Raw genomic sequence first — 19,834 nt, forward strand, 5'->3', positions numbered from 1 at the left:
TAAAAATGAACACAATTATTATTTTATTGAGAGGAATTAATGTCTCAGGAAAAAATAAAATTCCCATGAAGGAATTAAGAACTCTGTTAGAAGACCTAGGGTATGATGATGTGAAAACTTATATTCAAAGTGGAAATATTGTGTTAAAAACAGCAGAAGGGTTAAAAGAGATAGAAAAGAACATTCATGTAAAAATTAAAGAAAAATATGGTTATGATGTTCATGTTCTAGCAAAAGAAGTAAAAGAAATAGAAGGAATTCTTAAAAATAACCCTTATAGTCATTTAGCTGAAAAACAAATATATTTTACGTTTTTATTCAAACCGATTGGGGTTAATAAAATAGAAGTTGAAGCAAAAGAAGATGAATTCACAATTTTAAAAGACGTGGTTTATGTGAACGCAGTAGGAGGATATGGAAAAACAAAATTGACGAATAATTTTTTTGAAAGAAAGTTAAAAGTTTCGGCAACTACTCGTAACTTTAAAACCACAAATTATTTAGTAGAACTAGCTACACTATAAAAAAAATGCTTTCGACCTAAGGGAGAAAGCTCAAAGAAAGTGTGTAAGGAAGCAAAAAATATAAAACATGGATAGTAAAGTAATCAAGGGAAAAGCAATACCAAGAGGTAAGTTTCCACATGTAAAACAAGTAGGAGATTTTATTTATGTGTCGGGAACTAGTTCTCGTAGACCTGATAATTCTTTTGAAGGCGTTGAGGTAGATGAATTTGGCACCACTAACTTAGATATAAAAAAACAAACCCGAGCGGTGATTGAAAATATCCGTGATATTTTACAAGAAGTAGGAGCAGACTTATCAGATATCGTAGATGTAACCTCGTTCTTGGTAAATATGAATGATTTTGGAGGTTATAACCAAGTGTATGCTGAATATTTTGACTATAATGGACCAACCAGAACAACAGTAGCAGTACATCAATTACCACATCCACACTTATTAATTGAGATTAAAGTGGTGGCGTATAAGAAACAAGGGTAAAGAACCAAGAACCAAGACGAAAGAAGTCTTTTTTCTTTAATCTGTAAATGAAATGAACATTAAAAACTACATAAACGGAGAATTAGTAGCACCCTTAGCAAATAACTATATAGATAATTATAATCCGTCTATTGGAGAAGTGTATGGACAAATTCCAAACTCTACTAAAGAAGATGTAGCATTAGCGTATAAAGCAGCTAAAGCAGCTTTTCCTTCTTGGTCGAATACTACGTTAAATGAGCGTAGAGATATCCTTTCTAGAATAGCACAGTTAATTCAGCAAAGATTACCTGAATTGGCAGAAGCTGAGGCAAAGGATAATGGAAAACCATTAAGTTTGGCTACGGCGATTGATATTCCAAGAGCATCATCAAATTTTCAATACTTTGCAGATGCAATTACACAGTTTTCCTCAGAAGCTCACGAGAGCGTAGGTTTAGGAGCCATGAACTTTACCTTGCGTCAGCCTATTGGTGTAGTAGCGTGCATTTCTCCTTGGAATTTACCATTGTATTTGTTTACCTGGAAAATTGCTCCGGCAATAGCAGCAGGGAATTGTGTGGTAGCAAAACCAAGTGAAGTTACCCCAATGACAGCGTATTTATTAGGAGAAATTTGTAATGAAGCTGGTTTGCCTAAAGGTGTGTTGAATATTGTTCACGGATTAGGAACTACTACAGGTCAAGCGATCATTGAGCATTCAGATATCAAAGCAATTTCATTTACTGGAGGAACGGCTACAGGAGCACATATTGCACGTACAGCTGCACCGATGTTCAAGAAATTATCGTTAGAGTTAGGAGGTAAAAATCCGAACATCATTTTCGCTGATTGTGATTATGAAAAAATGCTAGAAACTACGGTGCGTTCATCATTTGCGAATCAAGGTCAGATTTGTTTGTGTGGAAGTAGAATTCTTGTTGAGGAAAGTATTTATGAACAATTCAAAAAAGACTTTGTTCAAAAAGTATCACAGCTAAAAATAGGAAATCCTTTTGATGCAGATACCAACATAGGAGCTTTAGTATCAAAACCACATTTAGAAAAGGTAAAATCATATATAGATATTACAGAGGAAGAAGGTGGTAAAATCCTTTATGGAGGAAATAAGGTAAGTGTAGAAGGTAGTGAAAATGGATACTATTTAGAGCCTACTGTTATAGAGGTTTCTAGTAACCAATGTAGATTAAATCAAGAGGAGATTTTTGGCCCCGTAGTAACCTTGATGTCTTTTACAACAGAAGAAGAAGCTTTGCAGTTAGCAAATGATGTGGTGTATGGATTGTCATCAACGTTATGGACAAACAATTTAACCAGAACCATGCGAATGTCTAAAGAATTGCATACAGGAATTGTTTGGGTAAATACATGGTTGTTACGTGATTTAAGAACTCCTTTTGGAGGGCAAAAAGCAAGTGGAGTAGGACGAGAAGGAGGTTTTGAAGCGTTACGTTTTTTTACAGAACCAAAGAATGTATGTATAAAATATGAATAAGGAAATAAAGGAAAAAATAATTGCTGTTTGTGAAGAGAAGATTGCTAAGAAAGGAGAAAATGTAGGGCTTTCGTTTTATGCATTTTTTAAAAATAAGAATGATAATCCGAAAGTACTGATGGAAGTGGCAACTTGGTGGATTCAAACACATCAGTTAGACCATTTTGAGAAAGCAATTAAGATTAAACAAATGATTCAGAATAACGAATAAGATGAATTTAGAGATACAACATAAAAATGCCTTGGTATGTGGTAGTACACAAGGAATAGGAAAAGCAGCAGCAATACAATTAGCTCAAGAAGGCGTAAATGTAACTTTAGTAGCTCGTAGCGAAGATAAATTAAAAGCTGTGTTGGCAGAACTACCAAACAATAATCAAAATCACGGGTATTTGGTAGCAGATTTTACCAATCCGGCAGGTTTAAAAGAAAAGTTAGAAGCAACGAATTTACAGTTCCATATTTTGGTAAACAATACAGGAGGTCCAGCTGGAGGTCCAGTATTCAATGCGAAATTAGAAGAGTTTGAACGAGCTTTTACGATGCATTTAAAGTGTAACCATGTATTGGTTCAAGCGGTAGTTCCTTTTATGAAGTCAGAAGGTTATGGTAGAGTTATCAATGTAATTTCTACATCGGTAAAACAACCACTAGACGGGTTAGGAGTTTCTAATACTATTCGTGGAGCTGTGGCTAACTGGAGTAAAACCTTAGCGAATGAATTAGGGCAATTCGGAATTACGGTGAATAATGTATTACCAGGAGCGACAGCTACAGAGCGTTTGACAGAAATTATCAATAACAAAGCGGCCAAAACTGGTAAATCGACAGAAGAAGTTGCTGAAATGATGAAAAATGCATCGCCAGCAAAACGTTTTGCAAAACCTGAAGAGGTAGCTAATGCAATTGTATTTCTAGCTAGTGAAAGAGCAAGTTTTATCAACGGAATTAATGTTCCTGTAGATGGAGGTAGAACAAAATCTTTATAAAAGAATCAAGAATAAAGACTTTTAGAAACAAGACTATTTAAGTATCTTTAAAACAATCTTAATTTTTGTATGTAAAAGTCTAAAAATCTAAATAAAATGAGCAAGTTAGTACAACCTTTAAATTTCAAAAAGTGGATTGATGAAAACCGTCATTTACTAAAACCACCAGTAGGAAATAAACAAGTTTGGGATAACGGAGAGTATATCGTAATGGTTGTTGGAGGTCCTAATAATCGTAAAGATTATCACTATAATGAAACACCAGAATTTTTCTATCAACTAGAAGGAGATATGGTGCTGAAAATTATTGATGGTAAAGGTGAAATGATTGATGTTGAAATTAATGAAGGAGATATTTATTTGTTACCTGGTAAAGTGCCTCATTCACCACAACGTAAGGCAAATACAGTAGGTTTGGTAATTGAATATCCGCGTGATGAGGGAATGATGGATGCTTTAGAATGGTATTGCGAAAACTGTGGGCATCAATTATATCGTGAAGAATTTGCTTTAGATAATATTGAAACGGATATGCCAATAATTTTTGACAAATATTATTCTGATAAAGAAAAATGTACTTGTGAAAAATGCGGTACAGTAATGGAAGCGCCTAATAAAATCAAGTAATTTATTATTCCTACGAAGATAGGAATCCTGCAATAATCAAGAATTAAAAATTAAAATGATTCCCATTTAAAGGGGAATGATACATAAGATGACAAAACGCAAACTACGAATAAACGGACATTCACATTTGTTGCCTTATCCAGAACAAATTCCGCAGTTTATGAAAGACAAAGGAATTTTTTGGGTAGATAAGGATAGGAAATTCATGCTACAAAAAGATTGGAGTCGACCTGTAACAGATTCTAGTTTCTTTTTAGACGAGAAGTTAGAATGGATGGAGCATTTTAAAATCGACCATGCAGTTGTTTTAAATCTATCTCAATTATATGGAAACGGACTTCGTTTGGAAGAAATGAAACAGGCCTTACGTTTTCAAAACGATTTTAACGCACGTGTGCAGCATGAAAATCCGTCGAAATTTACAACAGGTTTTGTGGTACATCCTGGGTTTGTTCGAGGTGCTTTATGGGAAATAGAGCGTTGTGTTGAGGTATTAGGTATGCGTTTGTTATGTTTACCTACACACTACATGGATACCATTGGTACCTGGCGTTGTATTTTTGATGAGGAAAACGAACCAATTTTTGAATTAGCAGATAAATACAATTTAGCAGTTGAAATTCATCCATATGATGGAGAGAAATTTATTAAACTACAAAACACAAGTTGGCGTTTTCATTTGATTTGGATGTTAGCACAATGTGCCGATGCTTATCACTTCTTAACGTTGAATGGCTACTACGAGAAATATCCTAATATGCGTGTGTGTTTTGCTCACGGAGGTCAATTAGCTCAAATGAATTTAGGACGTCGTATACAAGGATTTGATGGAAGACCTGATTTGTTTGAAGGAAAAAAGCATCCTCGTAAAGCAGTAGGTCATAAGAATATTTTCTTTGATACATTAGTGCACGATACTGGTTCTTTAGATTTATTAATTAAAAATCAAGGATCAAAGCAAGTGTTAATTGGGTTGGATGATCCTTATCCGTTAGGAGAAATGGAGAGTGAAATCCAGTCATCATATCCAGGGAAAATTTTAGATTTAGCTATTGAAAGAAACATTATTAATGAGCAAGAAAAAGATGAAATATGGGAAGATAATGTACTACAATGGTTATTTGGAGATGATAAAAAAGCAAAAAAAGATTTAGTATCTAAAATCTTACAATAAATGCCTGAAGTAACACGGTTTCATAACTTATTACATACATGTATTTCTTTTATTGGAGCTGTGTTATTACTAGCAATCTACTATAATATTAGAAAGCGATTTAAAGAAGTTCTAGAAGAAGGAAATTCAATAAAAAGAGTAGATAAAGGCTTGTTGTATTTCAGTTTTGGAATGCTAGTTTGGGTAACTTCTGGTATTTGGGCACTACTAGCGAATTATTTCACTTTTGAAAAAACAACAACACATCAAGTAGGGGTGAATATTCTATCAACTGTAAATAACTTATTTTGGTTGATGGCATTGTATTATGTACACGATGCTCCTAAGTTTATTTATAGGAATGAAAAGAATGTAAAAATTATAGCACTAATAATTGTTGTAGTAGCTTCTATAACGTTATTATTCTCTTCTTTATATGGAAATGAATTTTATTATGGAGTAAAAATAGCAGCGCTTCCTGATGTTTTATTAACGACTTTCTTGTGTTTTTTAATGGGAGTTTCTTTTTATAGAACTTTTATGTATAGGGATTTAAAGTTGGTCGCTTTTATATCGGTTATAGCAATTGTATTGTTATTTGTTTCTCAATTATCAGATGTTTTAATTGGCTTTGATAATGAGTTTACAAACCAATTAATTAGAGTTATATCCAAAACATCATTAGTATCAGTGTTTTTGGTATTAGCGACAAGTTGGGTAATACAACTAGCGCATACGCCAAAACCTAATGAAATGAAAATTCAGTTTTTAGATTGGTCGCTGATAAAATTAACCATTCCGTCTAAAGGAATTGTTAATGCTAAAATAGATTTTGGATCTAAAACAACACAATATAAGAACCTGTTAACATTTGCTTTCAGGAGAAAATATTTAGAAGCAGACAAACAAGCGATTATAGTAAATTCAGGAGGTGACATTAAAAGTCAAACATACGTTACTAGAATTATAGATAATATAAATTCAATTCTGAATCTAGAAGAAGAAAAATTAGAACGCAAAGATCTAATCACATTTATAGGTGAGAGTAAGTATCGTTTGCGAATTCTTCCAGAACATATAGTTATTGACGAAGCTTTGTTGGAGGAGTATAAACAACAATTATAAACTATTTAGTTTACCTAATAGCTTTATAAGTTTTCCTTTAGTTTTAGCATATTCGTACTGATTTTTAATTTCTTTCAATTTACTTTCAATTAATTTTACCTCTCTGTAATTAATTAAGAAAATAGAACTTTCTCCCAAAGAAAACTTACGCTCTTCACTTTTTACAATTGTATTGTAGTCGTTTACAAGATTTTTTAAAATATCATTCTGTTTTTTATATGATGTAATTTCTTGCTCAGTAGCTGTTATTTTGTTTTTTAATGAGACTTTAGTTGATGCAATTTCAAAGTCAATATCTTGTAGCTTTAATTTAGCAAGTTTTAAGTCCCCTCTTGATTTACGTAAGAATAGAGGAATGCTAACTTGAAGAGAGTTTTTGTAATTCGCAGTACTAAAAGCATCAAAATTGTTCACTTTTGAAGCAAGTAAATTATATTGAAAATCTACTTTAGGTAATAAATTATTTACTTTAAGTTGTTTGTTTATTTCTAGGTTTCTTTTCTTTAACTCCAGTAACTTTAACTTAGGATGATTTTCAAATTCATTATCAAATAATGTAGTTATAGAAGTGTTTAAAATAACATCAATATTAGAAAAAGTAGCAATATCTGGAACTATTTCTTCTTTTATTTCCATAGGAATATTGTTTCCTATCCATAAGTAATTAGAGAGTTCTAGCTTAGATTTAATATATTTAATTTTAGCTTTTTCTAAGTCTAAACTTCTGTTTTTTAAATTTATATTGGCTTCTAAAGTATCAATAGCAGGTTTATCACCAGCTTTAAAGCTTTTCTTTATATTTTTCAGTCTGGTATCAGCATTGGTGTAATAATCTTTGTAAACATTATAGCTCTGGTAGTATTGTAACCAATTTAAGTAAGTATTGATAGCTTCAAATAAAATATCATTAACCAATAGTTGTTGCTCTAACTCACCTTGTTGAGTATAGAGTTTAGCTTGTTTTAAAGTAGCCATTCTTTTGTTAATAAATAAGTTTTTAGCTAGAGAAACCGATATGCCAACATTATACAAACCATTTTCAGGAGTGTTATGTTCTGGGTTTAGATACTGACCAGAATTGTTTTCATAACTACCTTTTAACTCTATTCCGTACCAAGTTGGTATTTTAAAGGTTGAATTTAGTTTTTTGTAGTAATTTTTTCCTTTAAACTCCTTTCTGTCATAATCTACTTCTATTTTAGGATCAAAAGCACCTCTGGCTTTTAATAATTTAGCCTCATTAGTACTTGTAATTAGTTCAGCTTGTTTTATAATAGGATGATATTTCTTTACGTAACCTAAATATTCCTCTAAACTAAGTTGAGTATTTATATTGTTTTGAGCTGTTGCTACAAAACTTATTAATAAAAAAAGGATGCTTAACCTTTTCATCTATTTGTTTTTTTTGTTTTATTAAGAGCTTTTAGTCTTCTTTTTTTGAGCTTTTATCACTCTCTTTATTTTTTGGTTGATAGAAGTTAGGAGGGAAGCTGTTAATCTGTCTCCATAACTCAAACCATATAGGTACGTTTTCTAATAAGGCAATGGTTTTTGCACCAGAACCTACTCTAATAGCTTTTGGCCATGGTTCTTGTTTGTTGTTAGGAACAATTAAAACGCGATACTTTCCGTTGCTACTAATAAAATTTTCGATAGCTACAATCTTAGCACTGTAAGTTCCGTACGATACATTAGGCCAACCACTAAATACCATAGCAGGCCAACCATCAAATTGAACACGTACTTCCTCACCAATATGAATCAAAGGTAAATCAATAGGTTGTATATACATTTCAACAGCCAAGTCGTAATCAGCAGGCATAATATTTACTAATTGCTCACCTTCTTTAAAAGTTTCACCAATACCAGATTTAATAGCTTTATTAATGTATCCATTTTGTGGAGCTGTAATGAATAGTAAAGAGCTTCTCTTATTATAATTAGCTAAGCTAGTTTCTAGTTTAGAAACTTGAACTTCTGCGTCATAAGCACCAGACTGTGCGCTGTATAAACTACTTTCTGTTTTAGAAAGTTTATCAGTATAAGAAGCTTGAGTACTACTAATAGTTAATTGTGCATTGATAATATTATTTTTTGAAGTAAAGAATTTATTTTCTTGAGAAATCAATTTAGCTGATAGCTCTTGAAGTTTCGCTCTTTTTTCTTCAACATCTTTTACGGCTTTTAAACCTTCTTTTTCTAAGGTAGTTGTTCTATCAAACTGAGTCTGGGCTATTTTTTGTTTTATTTTAATAGCTTCAAAATCAATACTATCACTTTTCGCTTTTAAATAAGCTTGTTTTAGTTTATTTTTTGCTTGCTCTAGTTTAAGCTTACGCTCTCTTTTAATTGCTATAATCTGATTTTGTAAAGCACTAATTTTATTGTTGTAGGCTTTGGCAGATAGTGTTTTAGAGTTTAGCTGTTTACCAGTTCTTTCGGCAAGTTTAGTATCAAAATACCCACTTTTTACTTCTGAAATTCTTAAAATGGTATCTCCTTTTTTTACAAAATCACCCTCTTGTACAAACCATTCTTCTATACGTCCAGGTATTTGAGATTGTAATGTTTGTGGACGTTGATTTGGTTTTAATGTAGTTACGCGTCCTTCACTAGAAACATTTTGAGTCCAAGGTAAAAACAAGATGATAACTAAGATTACAGAAAATACTAGTAAAAACCTTTTAAATAACTTGTGGTACTCTTTTGTAAAAATGTCTTTTCCAGATTTGAACTTTGTTATATCTATTTGATCTGAAACTGTATTTTTTGATATGTTTAACATGATTACCTAGGATTTAAAGTTAGTTATACTACCTTTTTCAAGGGTAATTTGTTTGTTACATTTCTCTTTCCAATGCTCATTACGACTTACAATAATTAAACTCCATGGTTGAGAAACATCAGTAATGAAATTAATTATCTTTTTAGCTTCATCCTTTTCAAATAAATCAAGAGGGTCTTCTAAAATGAGAAGTTTTGGTCTTTTAATGATTGCTCTTGAAAGAATAATTTTTTTAGCTACCGTATAAGCAATAAGCTTTCCCTCAGGTTTTAAGTAGGTATCTAAACCTTTAGGTTGTTGTTTTAAAAATTCTGTTAGCCCTGTAATTTTAAAAATGCTGTATATTTCCTCGTCAGAGATAGATGAATCTCCAAAGGTTATATTTTCTCTAATAGTTCCTTCAAAAGGAGTTTCTTCAGAAAGAGATAATCCTAAGTTAGCCCTGTAGTTATTAGTAAAAATACCTTTTAGTGATAAATCGTTCACAAAAATATCTCCAGATGTTGGTTCAATCAAACCAGAGATTAGTTGTATTAAACTCGACTTTCCTGAGTTACTGCTTCCTTGAATTAAAATCCTGTCATTAGGATTTATTTCAAATGAAACGTTGTTAATTACTGGTTTTGGTCTGTTGTTAACAACATATGAAACATCCTGAAGTTCAATTTTAAAAGGCTTATCTCTGTTAACACTACTACCTTCTTGTGGTTCTATTGGTTTATCAATAACTTCTCCTAGTTTTTCTATAGATGTTAATACATCATAAAAAGATTCAAGCCCTAGAATTAATTTTTCTACAGAATTCATAATTAAAATTATAATAATCTCTGCAGCTACAAATTGACCAATATTCATTTGTTGTGTAAGCACTAAAAAACCTCCTATAAGTAATAGACCTGCGGTAATAATTACTTTAAAACTAATCATTTGAATATACTGCATAACGAGTACTTTAAAGTGACTCTCTCTTGATTTTAAGTAATCATCTACTAGAATATCACTTTTTTCAAGGGCTAATTTTGTTTTTCCAGATAATTTAAAACTTATGATAGTTCTTGCAATTTCTTGTAGCCAATGGGCTACTTTATACTTGTTTTTTGACTCCTTTAAGCTCGTTTCTAATCCTTTTTTTGCTGTATACTTAAAAACAACGTAGATTAATAGTAAAACTAACAATCCGAAAATGATAAAAAACGGATGGTAAAACGAAAGAAGTAATAAGGCAAATACTATTTGTAATAGGGCAGAAGGAGCGTCTATTAATATTTTTGAAATACCTTTTTGAATAGTTAATGTATCAAAAAAGCGATTTGCAAGCTCAGGCGGATAATAATTTCTAAGCTCAATCATTTTAATCTTAGGGAAACGATAACTAAGCTCTATAGATGCTCTAGTAAAAATTCGTTGCTGAATAGTTTCAATAATTCTAAACTGCATTAATTTTAAGATTCCACTAAAAGCAACACCAGCAGTTACAAGTATAACCAATACAATCCAAGAAGCAGAAACCTGTGCTGCTTGTAGTAAGTTTATAATTGCTTGTACCCCTAAAGGTAATGATAAAGCAACAATACCTTCAAAAATAGCGTAATATGCTATTTGTAAGGTGTCTTTTTTTTCTAGGTTTACTAATCCCAAAAACCGTTGCCAAGGAGTTAGTTTATTTTTCTCTTTCATTAGAAAGTGCATTTAAAGTTAGTTCAATAAAAAAAGACGTAGTAGTTATGTTTTCATTACAATTAGTGAGTGATTTAAAGTGTAATCTTACAAATTGCTGATGTAAAATACCTTCAATAATTGTACTTGCTAGCGTTAAAGGATGCTTATAAGAACTGTTGTAATTACTAATTATTTCAGCAAAACGTTTTACCACTTCCTTGTACAATTTAAAAAAACCTTCTTTATTTTCGGTATCAACTTCTTTTGTAGAGTATGATTTTGAGTTTTCGTTAATTATAATTAAGCTGAGTAATGCCTCATTAATATGTGAGAAATTATTGTCTTGTTCAGCTTCTTTTGCTAGGATCTCAATAGCTTTAATTAATTTTTCTTTTGGATTACTTATACTATAAGTTTCTATTACTAATAAATATTGAATCCAACCCCAATACCAAGAAGTTAAGTAAACTAATAGTTTATGTTTGCTTTCAAAGTAACGATATATAGAGCTTTCGTTAGAGCCTATTACTTTGCCAAGTTTCTTAAAATTGAAACTTTCAAAACCAATTTCTTCAATTAGTATAATACTATTTTCTATAATTCTTTTACCTAAATCAGAGGTTTCAGGGTCTTTGATATAAATCCCTGAGGGTATTTCTATTTTTAAATTTGAAAGTAAATTTTTCATAGTTGAAAATTAGTTTTGCAAATATAATAGTAAAACTATCAATAAAGCATTTAAAAGTATTAAATACATGTTAATTTTTTGTTTTTTATAAGAGTTACAAAAACTCACAAAAGCTTATTTTTTGCTACAATTAACTACAGGTTTTCTGATTTTATATGTTGAAAAATATATTCGTAAAAACTTAAAAATTATTAAACATATGAGTTCAAGAACTGATGTTTTAGGACATCCAAGAGGATTACTGTATTTATTTTTTGCTGAATTATGGGAGCGTTTTTCTTTCTATGGAATGCGAGCATTATTGGTGTTATACATGACCAAACATTTATTATTTTCTGATGAAATGTCATTCGGGGTGTACGCTGCATATATGTCGTTAGTATATGTAACTCCAATGATTGGAGGAATGCTAGCTGATAAAATTTTAGGGTTTAGAAAAGCAATTGTTTTAGGAGGAGTATTAATGGCACTTGGGCATTTCTTTTTAACTTTTGAACATCCAGTATTTTTTTATGGATCATTATCCTTAATTATTGTTGGAAACGGTTTTTTTAAACCAAATATATCTTCATTTGTAGGTAAACTGTATACTGAAGGAGATAGTAGGAGAGATGCTGGATTTACTATTTTTTATATGGGGATAAATATAGGAGGAGCAGTTGCTCCACTATTATGTGCATGGTTGGCAGAATTATATGGTTGGCATTACGGATTTGTTTTGGCAGGAATTGGCATGCTGTTAGGATTGGTTGTTTTTAAAGGAGGTCTTAAAAGAAACGTTTTTGAAAATAAAGGTTTAGTACCAAATCAAGAATTGTTTGAAGAAAAACAATTTGGAATAAAAAAAGGAGATTTAGTAACAATTGGCGCAATTTTGTCTGTACCTGTATTCGCATTGATAGTTTATTATCATGAATTTGAACATTACTTGGTTTGGATTGTTTCGTTATTTTTAATATTGTTTTTGGTAAAGATTTTACGAACTGTAACTTTAAAAGAGCGTAAAAAGCTCTCTGTAGCTATATTTTTTACTGTCTTATATACTTTGTTTGCAGCAATTTTTGAACAAGCAGGTAGTTCATTGACTTTGTTTGCTGATAGAAATGTAAACCTAATAGGATTAAACGCGGCTCAAACCAATAGTATCAATTCAACTTTTATAATTCTAATGGCAATCCCTTTCTCTATGCTTTGGGGGTATTTACATAGAATACATAGAAACCCAAATTCTGTTGTGAAATTTGGATTAGGCTTGTTGTTTTTGGGGGTAGGATTTATAACTTTTGGATTGTCAGGTTATCAGGTGGATGATTTAGCAAAAACCCCAATGGTGTATTTAATTTTAGGATACTTTATACTAACCACTGGAGAGTTGTTTTTATCTCCTATAGGATTGTCTAAAATGACAGAGTTATCACCCGTAAAATATATTGCTTTTATAATGGGTGTATGGTTTTCGGCTAATTTTTATGGACATTTTTTTGCGGGAAAAATAGCTAAGTTAACTACAGTTGTTAATGGTAGTTTAGGAGTGTTTTCGAAAGGTTTTTTTGGAGAGGTTACTGAATTACTTACAGGTTTGTCATCAAAAACTATTATGGAACAATCAGAAGTTTTTCATCAGTTATATTCGTATGTTTCAGTATATGCTAATTTGGGAGTAATTTCCGCATTAATAGGCTTATTGGTAGTTTTTTTTTATAGACCAGTAAAAAAATGGATGTTTGAAGTGCATTAAAATAAAAAAGCCTCAGAATAATTTCTGAGGCTTTTAAAAATATGTGTTAAACTGTTTTTATTTAAAAACAGATGTAATGTTTAAAGCTACTTCATCCCAAGTTTTTGAAACACCATCAGCACCTTTATGTAAATCTTTACAAGCAGTATTTAAAGAGTCTAAAGCGTTTTCAGCTTGCCAATCAGTAATTTTCATAGTTGTATTTAAGCTAAACTCTTTTCCGTTTAAAGTATATTTAAAAGGAAGTTTTTTAGTTACACCATTCATAGTTAAGTTAGCATAACCAATAGAGTCATTTTCTAAAACTAATTTACCAGAAAGTAACTCAGTGTTGTCCATTACTCCGAAGAAAAACTTTTTAATTTTAAAGTCTCTACTTGTGTCTTTTGTAAAAATACTACTTACAGGAATAGAAAACTCAGCATTATTAATTGCGTCTTTAGCTGTGTCAGCTTCACCACCAGCAGTAATGTTTACTTTCTGAAACTGTCCATTTACAGGTACTTTTTCAGTAGTTTTATAAGCTGTCCAGTTTATTAAGTTGTCAGCATCTTGTAAAACAAATGCAGCCTTCTTTTCTACTTTAACTTCTTCCTTTGTAGTTTCTGTTTCTTTTTTTGCTTCTGATTTACAAGATATCATTTGAAAAGCTGTAAAACAGATAACTAAAGAATAAACGATTTTTTTCATGAGATTTATTTTATGATTGAATTTACTAATTTAATATATTCTTTTTTTGCTTCTCGTTCGCTCATACCTCTAAGCTGCATCCAAGCATTAAACTTAAAGGCATTTCTTAAGTCACTATTGTCATTAAATGTAAACCTATCTCCTTTAACGGCTTGTTTATAGTAAGCATATAAACGCAACATAACATCAGGAGGAAGTTTTTCCTCTAATCCAGATGCTTTTTGATAAGCTTCTTTAAACTTCAAATCTAAATTATCTTCCATGGGGTGGATAGTTATTTATGTAGATAGTTTACATTATATAATGTACATACAAATATACGAAGGGTGCAAGGAAAAACAAGCTATCTAGCCTATCTAATAAGCCTCCATGCCCTGGCATAATAGTACCACTATCTTTTACATTAGCTTGTCTTTTAAACTTAGACTCTACCAAATCTCCCAAAGAGCCAAAAATAGCTACAATAATAGCGATGATAATCCAGTTAAAAATTGAAAAAATTCCTGAGTATTGACCTATGATAAAGCCAGCAATTATTGAAAATAATAAACCACCAATAAAACCTTCAATAGTTTTTTTAGGAGATACTTTTTCAAATAGTTTTCGCTTTCCGAAGTTTTTACCTACCAAAAAGGCAAAGCTATCATTAGTCCAAATAATAAAAATTATATAAATAATTATATTGGGGTGATAGGCATTTTCAATAAAAGGAAGGTTCATTAAAAAGTAAAAAGGTAGTATTAAATATATAACTTGTAAAAATAACTTTTGAACCAAAGTGTTTACTTTAATTGGTTTTGAGCTTATAAGTAAATATAGTAAGCTAATAGAACCAGCCAAGGTAATACCTAATAAATAGTTGTTATATTTAAAAGAAGTGTTTTGAAATGATATATAAATAATACAAGCTAAAAGAATGTAAGGTGTTATATTTTTTATTTGTATAATTTTAGAAAGTTCCCAGACACAAACAGCAGCAAATAGAGCAAGCAGTCCTATATATGTTTCTGCTGAAAAAAGAATGGCAGAAATAAATAGAATAGCATAGACAAGTGCAGAAAGACTTCTTACAAAAAAGTTAGACATATTTTAAAGGTCTTCAAAGAGCAGCAAATATAAATCTTTTGTGTTATTATTACCATAACTCAAAAAATTATCATCTTCAACTTCAAACGTATAATTCTTAATAGAACTAATATTGGTTGGTATGTTGCCGCTAAAATGTGTTTTAATACCTGTTAATCCTTCTCCTGTGTTTTTTACTAACTGACTCGTAGTAGCATAAACAATAAAATGTTTTGAGAGAGACGCTAGTTTGTGACTGCCTAATTGATTAGAAGAAAATAAAATTTCTCCTTTATCGGCAATTAAATGTTCACAAGAGGTAAAAAAAGGTACAGATTCTGAGGAATGGTTTTGTACAGAAATATCAATTTTCTCGGTAATCTTTAATAAATCAAAATCGGTGCAAGTAATTTTGCGCCAATTGTTTTCTTGTAAGATGTTTTTTAAATTTTTACTTACCTCGTTTATTGATGTACAGTATAAAAACTTTCCTCCTTTATTAATAAAATGATGAACAAAAGAATCATCTAAAGACAAATAAACTTCTTGTTCGTTGGCTTTTTTTTCTTTAGATGATTCTTGATATGTTTTAAATAATTTTTTAAAAAAATTCATTAAATAAAAACTATTCTTCTGTTGTAATTTGAGGCTTTTCTTCCTTACCAAAAGGTCTGTCTCCAAAGATTTTTATTAAATCATCTTTAAAGATAACTTCTCTTTCCAGTAATAAATCAGCAAGTTCTGTTAACTTATCTCTGTTTTTGTCAAGTATTTCAATAGCTCTTTTGTATTGAGTCTCTATTATTTCAGAAATTTCTTCATCAATCTTTTTAGCAGTGGCATCACTATAAGGTTTTACAAAGGCATCATTACCTGATGAATCATAATAAGTAATGTTACCTACTTTGTCGTTTAAACCATAAACGGTAACCATAGCACGAGCTTGTTTAGTAACTTTTTCTAAATCGCTTAACGCTCCAGTTGAGATTTTATTGAAGATTAATTTTTCAGCAGCTCTACCTCCCATGGTAGCACACATTTCATCTAACATTTGTTCTGTTTGAACAATTTTTCTTTCTTCAGGAAGATACCAAGCAGCACCTAATGATTGACCACGAGGAACAATTGTTACTTTAACCAAAGGAGCAGCATGCTCTAACATCCAACTAACAGTTGCGTGACCTGCTTCATGAAAAGCAATTACTTTCTTTTCTTTAGGAGTAATCACTTTATTTTTCTTTTCTAATCCGCCTACAATTCTATCAACAGCATCTAAGAAATCTTGGTGTTCAATAGCATCTTTACCTTTTCTAGCAGCAATTAAAGCAGCCTCATTACATAAATTAGCTATATCTGCACCAGAGAACCCAGGCGTTTGTTGTGCTAAAAATTCTAAATCAGCATTCGCAGCTAATTTTAAAGGCTTGATATGAACTTCAAAAATTTCTCTACGCTCGTGTAAATCTGGTAAGTCAACATAAATTTGACGATCAAAACGACCAGCACGCATTAATGCTTTATCTAATACATCTGCACGGTTGGTTGCAGCTAACACAATAACATTGGTATCAGTACCAAAACCGTCCATTTCTGTTAGTAATTGGTTTAATGTATTTTCACGCTCATCATTACCACCTGTCATACTGTTTTTACCTCTGGCACGTCCAATAGCATCAATTTCATCAATAAAAATAATTGAAGGCGATTTTTGTTGTGCTTGTTTAAACAAATCTCGTACACGTGAAGCACCAACACCTACAAACATTTCAACAAAATCTGAACCAGATAAAGAGAAGAAAGGAACACCAGCTTCACCAGCAACTGCTTTTGCTAATAAAGTTTTACCTGTACCAGGAGGTCCTACTAATAAAGCTCCTTTAGGTATTTTACCACCTAATTTGGTATATTTTTCTGGACTTTTTAAGAAATCAACAATTTCTTGAACTTCTTCTTTAGCTCCTTCTAATCCAGCTACATTCTTAAAGGTCGTTTTAACCTTAGTGTTTTCATCAAAAAGCTTAGCTTTAGATTTACCGATATTAAAAATTTGGCCTCCAGCACCACCACCTCCAGCAGCTCCAGACATTCTTCTCATAAAGAAAAGCCAAATAACAATTAATAAAATGAAAGGAAGGAAGCTAATGATGGTATCCATCATACTAGTTCTTTCTACATTTACTTTATCAAAATCAAGGTTCTTTTCTTCTTTTTCTTTGTTGATTTCGTTTTCAAAGTTTTGTAAATCACCAAAGTTATATGTATAAAGAGGAGATCCTTTTCTGTAAAAAGGAGAATCTGCTATTTTTTTATGTTCTTCTTTTTTTAAAGCTTCAGGCTTTAAAAATATTTGAGCAACATTATTGTTTTCTACAACGATTTCTTTAATATCGTTTGCTTGAAGAATTTTAGTGAACTCGTTTTTTGTAATATTACGAGAACCTAAGTTTCCAGAGTTAAAGAAGCTTAACCCTAGTAAGATAACTATTATTGGTATGTATAGCCAAAATGAGCTGAAACTAAATTTTGGCGCGTTTTTTTTATTATCACTCATAAAAAGGTGTATAAAATGTTAGCAATTATGCTGGGTTGATTTCTGTAATTTTAGCATCACCCCAAAGGCTTTCAATGTCGTAAAATTCACGAACTTGTTTTTGAAAGATGTGTACAACAACGTTTACGTAATCCATAAGAACCCATTCAGAGTTTCCTTGCCCTTCAATATGCCAAGGTTTATCTTTTAGTTCTTTACTTACTATTTTTTGTACAGAGCCTGAAATGGCGTTAACTTGTGTGTTCGAGTTAGCAGAACAAACTACAAAATAATCACAAACAGTGTTTTCTATCTCTCTTAAATCTAGTAATTGGATATCTTCTCCTTTTACATCATCAATCCCTTTAATAATCACAGCTAAAAGATCGTCTGTGTTTGTTTGTTTTATTGTCATTAAAAAAAATTAAGTTTTAGCAAAGTTATTATTTTTTTGCGAGTAATTTATGTAATATTGATACTTGTTTTACACGCTAAATCTACATGAAAATAATCAAACTTAATGCCATCGACTCTACCAACACCTTTTTGAAGAATATGGTGTCAAAAGTGGTAGCTGATGATTTTACAGTTGTAGTAGCTAAAACCCAAACTAAAGGGAGGGGGCAAATGAATTCTGAATGGGTTGTTGAAGAAGGAAAAAACCTCACTTTTAGTGTGTTTTCTAGGTTTACAGACTTAGATGTTGAAAAACATAAGTACTTAAACTTTAGTGTTTCGTTAAGTGTTTTTGAAGTTTTAAAAGAGTTAGGTTTACCTAATTTGGCGATAAAATGGCCTAACGACATTCTGTCAGGAAATAAAAAGCTGGGAGGCATACTAATTGAAAATACACTAAAAGGTAGTAAAATAGTGTCGTCAGTAATAGGAATTGGAATAAATGTAAATCAAGATTCATTTTCTAAAAATTTACCGAATGCTTCTTCTGTAAAAAATATTTTAGGTAAAGAATTTGACTTGGATATATTGTTAGAAAATATTTTAAAGAAGCTGGAAGATTACTTTACGTTTTTAGAAAAAAAAGAATATGATTTATTAGAAGAAGCTTACTTAAAGTTTTTGTATAAAAAAAATGTTCCAACAATGTTTAAAAACAGTCAGAACATTTTATTTATGGGTAAAATTATTGGAGTTTCAAAAAATGGAAATCTCCAAATTGAATTAGAAAACGAAACAATTCAAGAGTTTGGCTTGAAAGAGCTTTCGTTCGCTACTTTATAGTTTTTCTAAATTTTCAGTTAGAGTTCCAATAAACTTGGTTAAAGGAGCTTTAACCATCATTGCCATCATTGCATTAAACTCACCATTAAATTTTAAAGTAACTTGGCTTTCATTATCACTAATTTCATTAATGTCAGCAGCTAATGTAAAAGGTAACTTACTACTTGCAGCACCTAAAGTAATATTAGAGTACTCAGTTTTTTCTTTCATAATTAAACGAATTTCTGGCATACCTTTTAAGCCAAAAATAAAGCTGTCTCCGTCAACTTCAAATTTTTGAGTGTTTTCAGGCATTAGCTGTTCAAAGTTTTCTAATTTGTTTAGAAATTCAAATAAATCTTTAGATGATTTTTTTACAGTAACTGTATTTCCTTCTATATTCATTATCGTGCTGTTATTTATCGTTTTGATTCCATTCACTAGGGGCAATTCTCCAATCTTCTAAAGTTCGAAGTTCTTCGCTAGTAATATATTTACTATCTAAAGCTTGCTCTAATAAATGTTCATAATTACTTAAAGTAGTAAGTTCTACTTCATCATTTTTAAAATTTTCTGTGGCAATATTAAATCCGTAAGAAAAAATAGCAATCATTCCTTTTACATTGGCATGTGCTTCTTTTAATGCTTTTACGGCATTTAAACTACTTTTACCTGTACTAATTAAATCCTCAATTACTACAACATTTTGTCCACTTTCTATATGACCTTCAATTTGGTTTTGTCTACCATGTTTTTTAGGTTCAGGTCTAACATAAACAAAAGGTACTCCTAACTCTTGAGCAACTAATATACCAATTGCAATAGCACCAGTAGCAACACCTGCAATAACATCAGGTTTACCATGTTTTTCTTCTACTAGTTTAGCTATTTCTTGTTTTAAGAAGTTTCTAACAGGTGGGTAAGATAATGTAATTCTGTTATCACAATAAATTGGTGACTTCCAGCCAGAAGCCCATGTAAAAGGTTCTTGGGGACTTAATTTTATAGCCTTAATTTGCAAAAGAAGCTCGGCAGTTTTTTTTGCTGTATCTTTGTTAAAATCCATA

Annotated in this window: 22 protein-coding genes; 10 read left to right on the forward strand and 12 right to left on the reverse strand. The window is 31.1% G+C overall.

What is annotated here, in order from left to right:
- Nucleotides 1-5 precede the first annotated feature (5 nt).
- The 8 genes from VBY68_RS10210 to VBY68_RS10245 all read left to right on the forward strand — a co-directional run bounded on the left by VBY68_RS10210 (nt 6) and on the right by VBY68_RS10245 (nt 6,394).
- A complete protein-coding gene (locus VBY68_RS10210; protein ID WP_415269658.1) occupies nt 6-524 on the forward strand; it encodes a DUF1697 domain-containing protein in 519 nt (172 codons plus the stop codon).
- A gap of 67 nt (nt 525-591) precedes the next feature.
- Nucleotides 592-1,005: a RidA family protein gene (locus tag VBY68_RS10215; protein ID WP_099216310.1), complete on the forward strand. Its 414-nt coding sequence runs from the start codon at nt 592-594 to the stop codon at nt 1,003-1,005.
- Nucleotides 1,006-1,057: 52 nt separating this feature from the next.
- Complete coding sequence (locus tag VBY68_RS10220; protein WP_415269659.1) at nt 1,058-2,500, forward strand: aldehyde dehydrogenase; 1,443 nt, start codon at nt 1,058-1,060, stop codon at nt 2,498-2,500.
- Nucleotides 2,493-2,711, forward strand: coding sequence for a DUF6500 family protein (locus tag VBY68_RS10225; protein ID WP_028893065.1), 219 nt, complete (start codon nt 2,493-2,495; stop codon nt 2,709-2,711). The genes VBY68_RS10220 and VBY68_RS10225 overlap by 8 nt, the downstream gene beginning before the upstream one ends.
- A gap of 1 nt (nt 2,712) precedes the next feature.
- Nucleotides 2,713-3,489 (forward strand): SDR family oxidoreductase, encoded by a 777-nt coding sequence (locus VBY68_RS10230; RefSeq protein ID WP_124590759.1) that lies wholly within the window; start codon nt 2,713-2,715, stop codon nt 3,487-3,489.
- A 96-nt stretch (nt 3,490-3,585) separates the two neighbouring features.
- Nucleotides 3,586-4,116, forward strand: a complete 531-nt coding sequence (locus VBY68_RS10235) for a 3-hydroxyanthranilate 3,4-dioxygenase (protein ID WP_124590760.1) — start codon at nt 3,586-3,588, stop codon at nt 4,114-4,116.
- An 88-nt stretch (nt 4,117-4,204) separates the two neighbouring features.
- Entirely contained in the window at nt 4,205-5,290 is a 1,086-nt protein-coding gene (locus VBY68_RS10240) for an amidohydrolase family protein (protein ID WP_099216314.1), read from the forward strand.
- Nucleotides 5,291-6,394: a hypothetical protein gene (locus VBY68_RS10245; protein WP_415269660.1), complete on the forward strand. Its 1,104-nt coding sequence runs from the start codon at nt 5,291-5,293 to the stop codon at nt 6,392-6,394.
- On the opposite strand, the gene VBY68_RS10250 is transcribed toward VBY68_RS10245, so the two are convergent.
- The 4 genes from VBY68_RS10250 to VBY68_RS10265 are packed head-to-tail and all read right to left on the reverse strand — an operon-like array spanning nt 6,389 to nt 11,526.
- A complete protein-coding gene (locus tag VBY68_RS10250) occupies nt 6,389-7,786 on the reverse strand; it encodes a TolC family protein (protein WP_415269661.1) in 1,398 nt (465 codons plus the stop codon). The genes VBY68_RS10245 and VBY68_RS10250 overlap by 6 nt on opposite strands.
- 31 nt (nt 7,787-7,817) lie before the next feature.
- Nucleotides 7,818-9,179, reverse strand: coding sequence for an HlyD family secretion protein (locus tag VBY68_RS10255; protein ID WP_415269662.1), 1,362 nt, complete (start codon nt 9,177-9,179; stop codon nt 7,818-7,820).
- Between the two features lie 6 nt (nt 9,180-9,185).
- Complete coding sequence (locus VBY68_RS10260; RefSeq protein WP_099216317.1) at nt 9,186-10,856, reverse strand: peptidase domain-containing ABC transporter; 1,671 nt, start codon at nt 10,854-10,856, stop codon at nt 9,186-9,188.
- Entirely contained in the window at nt 10,840-11,526 is a 687-nt protein-coding gene (locus tag VBY68_RS10265) for a TetR/AcrR family transcriptional regulator (protein ID WP_099216318.1), read from the reverse strand. Before VBY68_RS10265 ends, VBY68_RS10260 begins: the two co-directional genes overlap by 17 nt.
- A 199-nt stretch (nt 11,527-11,725) precedes the next feature.
- On the opposite strand from VBY68_RS10265, the gene VBY68_RS10270 reads away from it, so the two are divergent.
- Entirely contained in the window at nt 11,726-13,264 is a 1,539-nt protein-coding gene (locus tag VBY68_RS10270) for a peptide MFS transporter (protein WP_415269663.1), read from the forward strand.
- A 57-nt stretch (nt 13,265-13,321) separates the two neighbouring features.
- Here the strand turns inward: VBY68_RS10270 and VBY68_RS10275 are convergent, their stop codons facing one another.
- From VBY68_RS10275 to rsfS, 6 genes are read right to left on the reverse strand one after another with little or no spacing between them, the layout of a single operon-like run.
- The gene (locus VBY68_RS10275) at nt 13,322-13,954 is read right to left on the reverse strand and encodes a YceI family protein (RefSeq protein WP_099216319.1); all 633 of its coding nucleotides are present in this window, start codon (nt 13,952-13,954) and stop codon (nt 13,322-13,324) included.
- Nucleotides 13,955-13,959: 5 nt separating this feature from the next.
- The gene (locus tag VBY68_RS10280) at nt 13,960-14,217 is read right to left on the reverse strand and encodes an acyl-CoA-binding protein (RefSeq protein ID WP_099216320.1); all 258 of its coding nucleotides are present in this window, start codon (nt 14,215-14,217) and stop codon (nt 13,960-13,962) included.
- A gap of 28 nt (nt 14,218-14,245) precedes the next feature.
- Nucleotides 14,246-15,040, reverse strand: coding sequence for a phosphatidate cytidylyltransferase (locus VBY68_RS10285; protein ID WP_124590764.1), 795 nt, complete (start codon nt 15,038-15,040; stop codon nt 14,246-14,248).
- Nucleotides 15,041-15,043: 3 nt separating this feature from the next.
- Complete coding sequence (locus VBY68_RS10290) at nt 15,044-15,634, reverse strand: hypothetical protein (RefSeq protein WP_099216322.1); 591 nt, start codon at nt 15,632-15,634, stop codon at nt 15,044-15,046.
- Nucleotides 15,635-15,644: 10 nt separating this feature from the next.
- Nucleotides 15,645-17,570, reverse strand: coding sequence for an ATP-dependent zinc metalloprotease FtsH (gene ftsH / locus VBY68_RS10295; RefSeq protein WP_099216323.1), 1,926 nt, complete (start codon nt 17,568-17,570; stop codon nt 15,645-15,647).
- A gap of 25 nt (nt 17,571-17,595) precedes the next feature.
- On the reverse strand, nt 17,596-17,964 hold the full coding sequence (gene rsfS / locus VBY68_RS10300; protein WP_047789323.1) for a ribosome silencing factor: 369 nt from the start codon (nt 17,962-17,964) through the stop codon (nt 17,596-17,598).
- Nucleotides 17,965-18,050: 86 nt separating this feature from the next.
- On the opposite strand from rsfS, the gene VBY68_RS10305 reads away from it, so the two are divergent.
- Nucleotides 18,051-18,788, forward strand: coding sequence for a biotin--[acetyl-CoA-carboxylase] ligase (locus VBY68_RS10305; protein ID WP_273693857.1), 738 nt, complete (start codon nt 18,051-18,053; stop codon nt 18,786-18,788).
- Here the strand turns inward: VBY68_RS10305 and VBY68_RS10310 are convergent.
- Together VBY68_RS10310 and pyrE are read right to left on the reverse strand one after the other, a co-directional pair.
- Entirely contained in the window at nt 18,783-19,172 is a 390-nt protein-coding gene (locus VBY68_RS10310) for an orotate phosphoribosyltransferase (RefSeq protein ID WP_099216325.1), read from the reverse strand. The two genes, VBY68_RS10305 and VBY68_RS10310, sit on opposite strands and share 6 nt — an antisense overlap.
- Nucleotides 19,173-19,182: 10 nt before the next feature.
- Nucleotides 19,183-19,833 carry an orotate phosphoribosyltransferase gene (gene pyrE, locus VBY68_RS10315; protein ID WP_099216326.1) on the reverse strand — a complete coding sequence of 217 codons (651 nt, stop codon included), beginning with the start codon at nt 19,831-19,833 and terminating at the stop codon, nt 19,183-19,185.
- Between the last annotated feature and the right edge of the window lies 1 nt (nt 19,834).

Origin of the sequence: Tenacibaculum ascidiaceicola (genome assembly GCF_047470925.1) — a bacterium.
Lineage (GTDB): Bacteria > Bacteroidota > Bacteroidia > Flavobacteriales > Flavobacteriaceae > Polaribacter > Polaribacter discolor.

What these genes read in the sequence shown, in the direction of transcription:
- VBY68_RS10210 (WP_415269658.1), top strand. Translation starts at nt 6, where the DNA reads ATGAACACAATTATTATTTTATTGAGAGGAATTAATGTCTCAGGAAAA.
- VBY68_RS10215 (WP_099216310.1), top strand. Translation starts at nt 592, where the DNA reads ATGGATAGTAAAGTAATCAAGGGAAAAGCAATACCAAGAGGTAAGTTT.
- VBY68_RS10220 (WP_415269659.1), top strand. Translation starts at nt 1,058, where the DNA reads ATGAACATTAAAAACTACATAAACGGAGAATTAGTAGCACCCTTAGCA.
- VBY68_RS10225 (WP_028893065.1), top strand. Translation starts at nt 2,493, where the DNA reads ATGAATAAGGAAATAAAGGAAAAAATAATTGCTGTTTGTGAAGAGAAG.
- VBY68_RS10230 (WP_124590759.1), top strand. Translation starts at nt 2,713, where the DNA reads ATGAATTTAGAGATACAACATAAAAATGCCTTGGTATGTGGTAGTACA.
- VBY68_RS10235 (WP_124590760.1), top strand. Translation starts at nt 3,586, where the DNA reads ATGAGCAAGTTAGTACAACCTTTAAATTTCAAAAAGTGGATTGATGAA.
- VBY68_RS10240 (WP_099216314.1), top strand. Translation starts at nt 4,205, where the DNA reads ATGACAAAACGCAAACTACGAATAAACGGACATTCACATTTGTTGCCT.
- VBY68_RS10245 (WP_415269660.1), top strand. Translation starts at nt 5,291, where the DNA reads ATGCCTGAAGTAACACGGTTTCATAACTTATTACATACATGTATTTCT.
- VBY68_RS10250 (WP_415269661.1), bottom strand. Translation starts at nt 7,786, where the DNA reads ATGAAAAGGTTAAGCATCCTTTTTTTATTAATAAGTTTTGTAGCAACA.
- VBY68_RS10255 (WP_415269662.1), bottom strand. Translation starts at nt 9,179, where the DNA reads ATGTTAAACATATCAAAAAATACAGTTTCAGATCAAATAGATATAACA.
- VBY68_RS10260 (WP_099216317.1), bottom strand. Translation starts at nt 10,856, where the DNA reads ATGAAAGAGAAAAATAAACTAACTCCTTGGCAACGGTTTTTGGGATTA.
- VBY68_RS10265 (WP_099216318.1), bottom strand. Translation starts at nt 11,526, where the DNA reads ATGAAAAATTTACTTTCAAATTTAAAAATAGAAATACCCTCAGGGATT.
- VBY68_RS10270 (WP_415269663.1), top strand. Translation starts at nt 11,726, where the DNA reads ATGAGTTCAAGAACTGATGTTTTAGGACATCCAAGAGGATTACTGTAT.
- VBY68_RS10275 (WP_099216319.1), bottom strand. Translation starts at nt 13,954, where the DNA reads ATGAAAAAAATCGTTTATTCTTTAGTTATCTGTTTTACAGCTTTTCAA.
- VBY68_RS10280 (WP_099216320.1), bottom strand. Translation starts at nt 14,217, where the DNA reads ATGGAAGATAATTTAGATTTGAAGTTTAAAGAAGCTTATCAAAAAGCA.
- VBY68_RS10285 (WP_124590764.1), bottom strand. Translation starts at nt 15,040, where the DNA reads ATGTCTAACTTTTTTGTAAGAAGTCTTTCTGCACTTGTCTATGCTATT.
- VBY68_RS10290 (WP_099216322.1), bottom strand. Translation starts at nt 15,634, where the DNA reads ATGAATTTTTTTAAAAAATTATTTAAAACATATCAAGAATCATCTAAA.
- ftsH (WP_099216323.1), bottom strand. Translation starts at nt 17,570, where the DNA reads ATGAGTGATAATAAAAAAAACGCGCCAAAATTTAGTTTCAGCTCATTT.
- rsfS (WP_047789323.1), bottom strand. Translation starts at nt 17,964, where the DNA reads ATGACAATAAAACAAACAAACACAGACGATCTTTTAGCTGTGATTATT.
- VBY68_RS10305 (WP_273693857.1), top strand. Translation starts at nt 18,051, where the DNA reads ATGAAAATAATCAAACTTAATGCCATCGACTCTACCAACACCTTTTTG.
- VBY68_RS10310 (WP_099216325.1), bottom strand. Translation starts at nt 19,172, where the DNA reads ATGAATATAGAAGGAAATACAGTTACTGTAAAAAAATCATCTAAAGAT.
- pyrE (WP_099216326.1), bottom strand. Translation starts at nt 19,833, where the DNA reads ATGGATTTTAACAAAGATACAGCAAAAAAAACTGCCGAGCTTCTTTTG.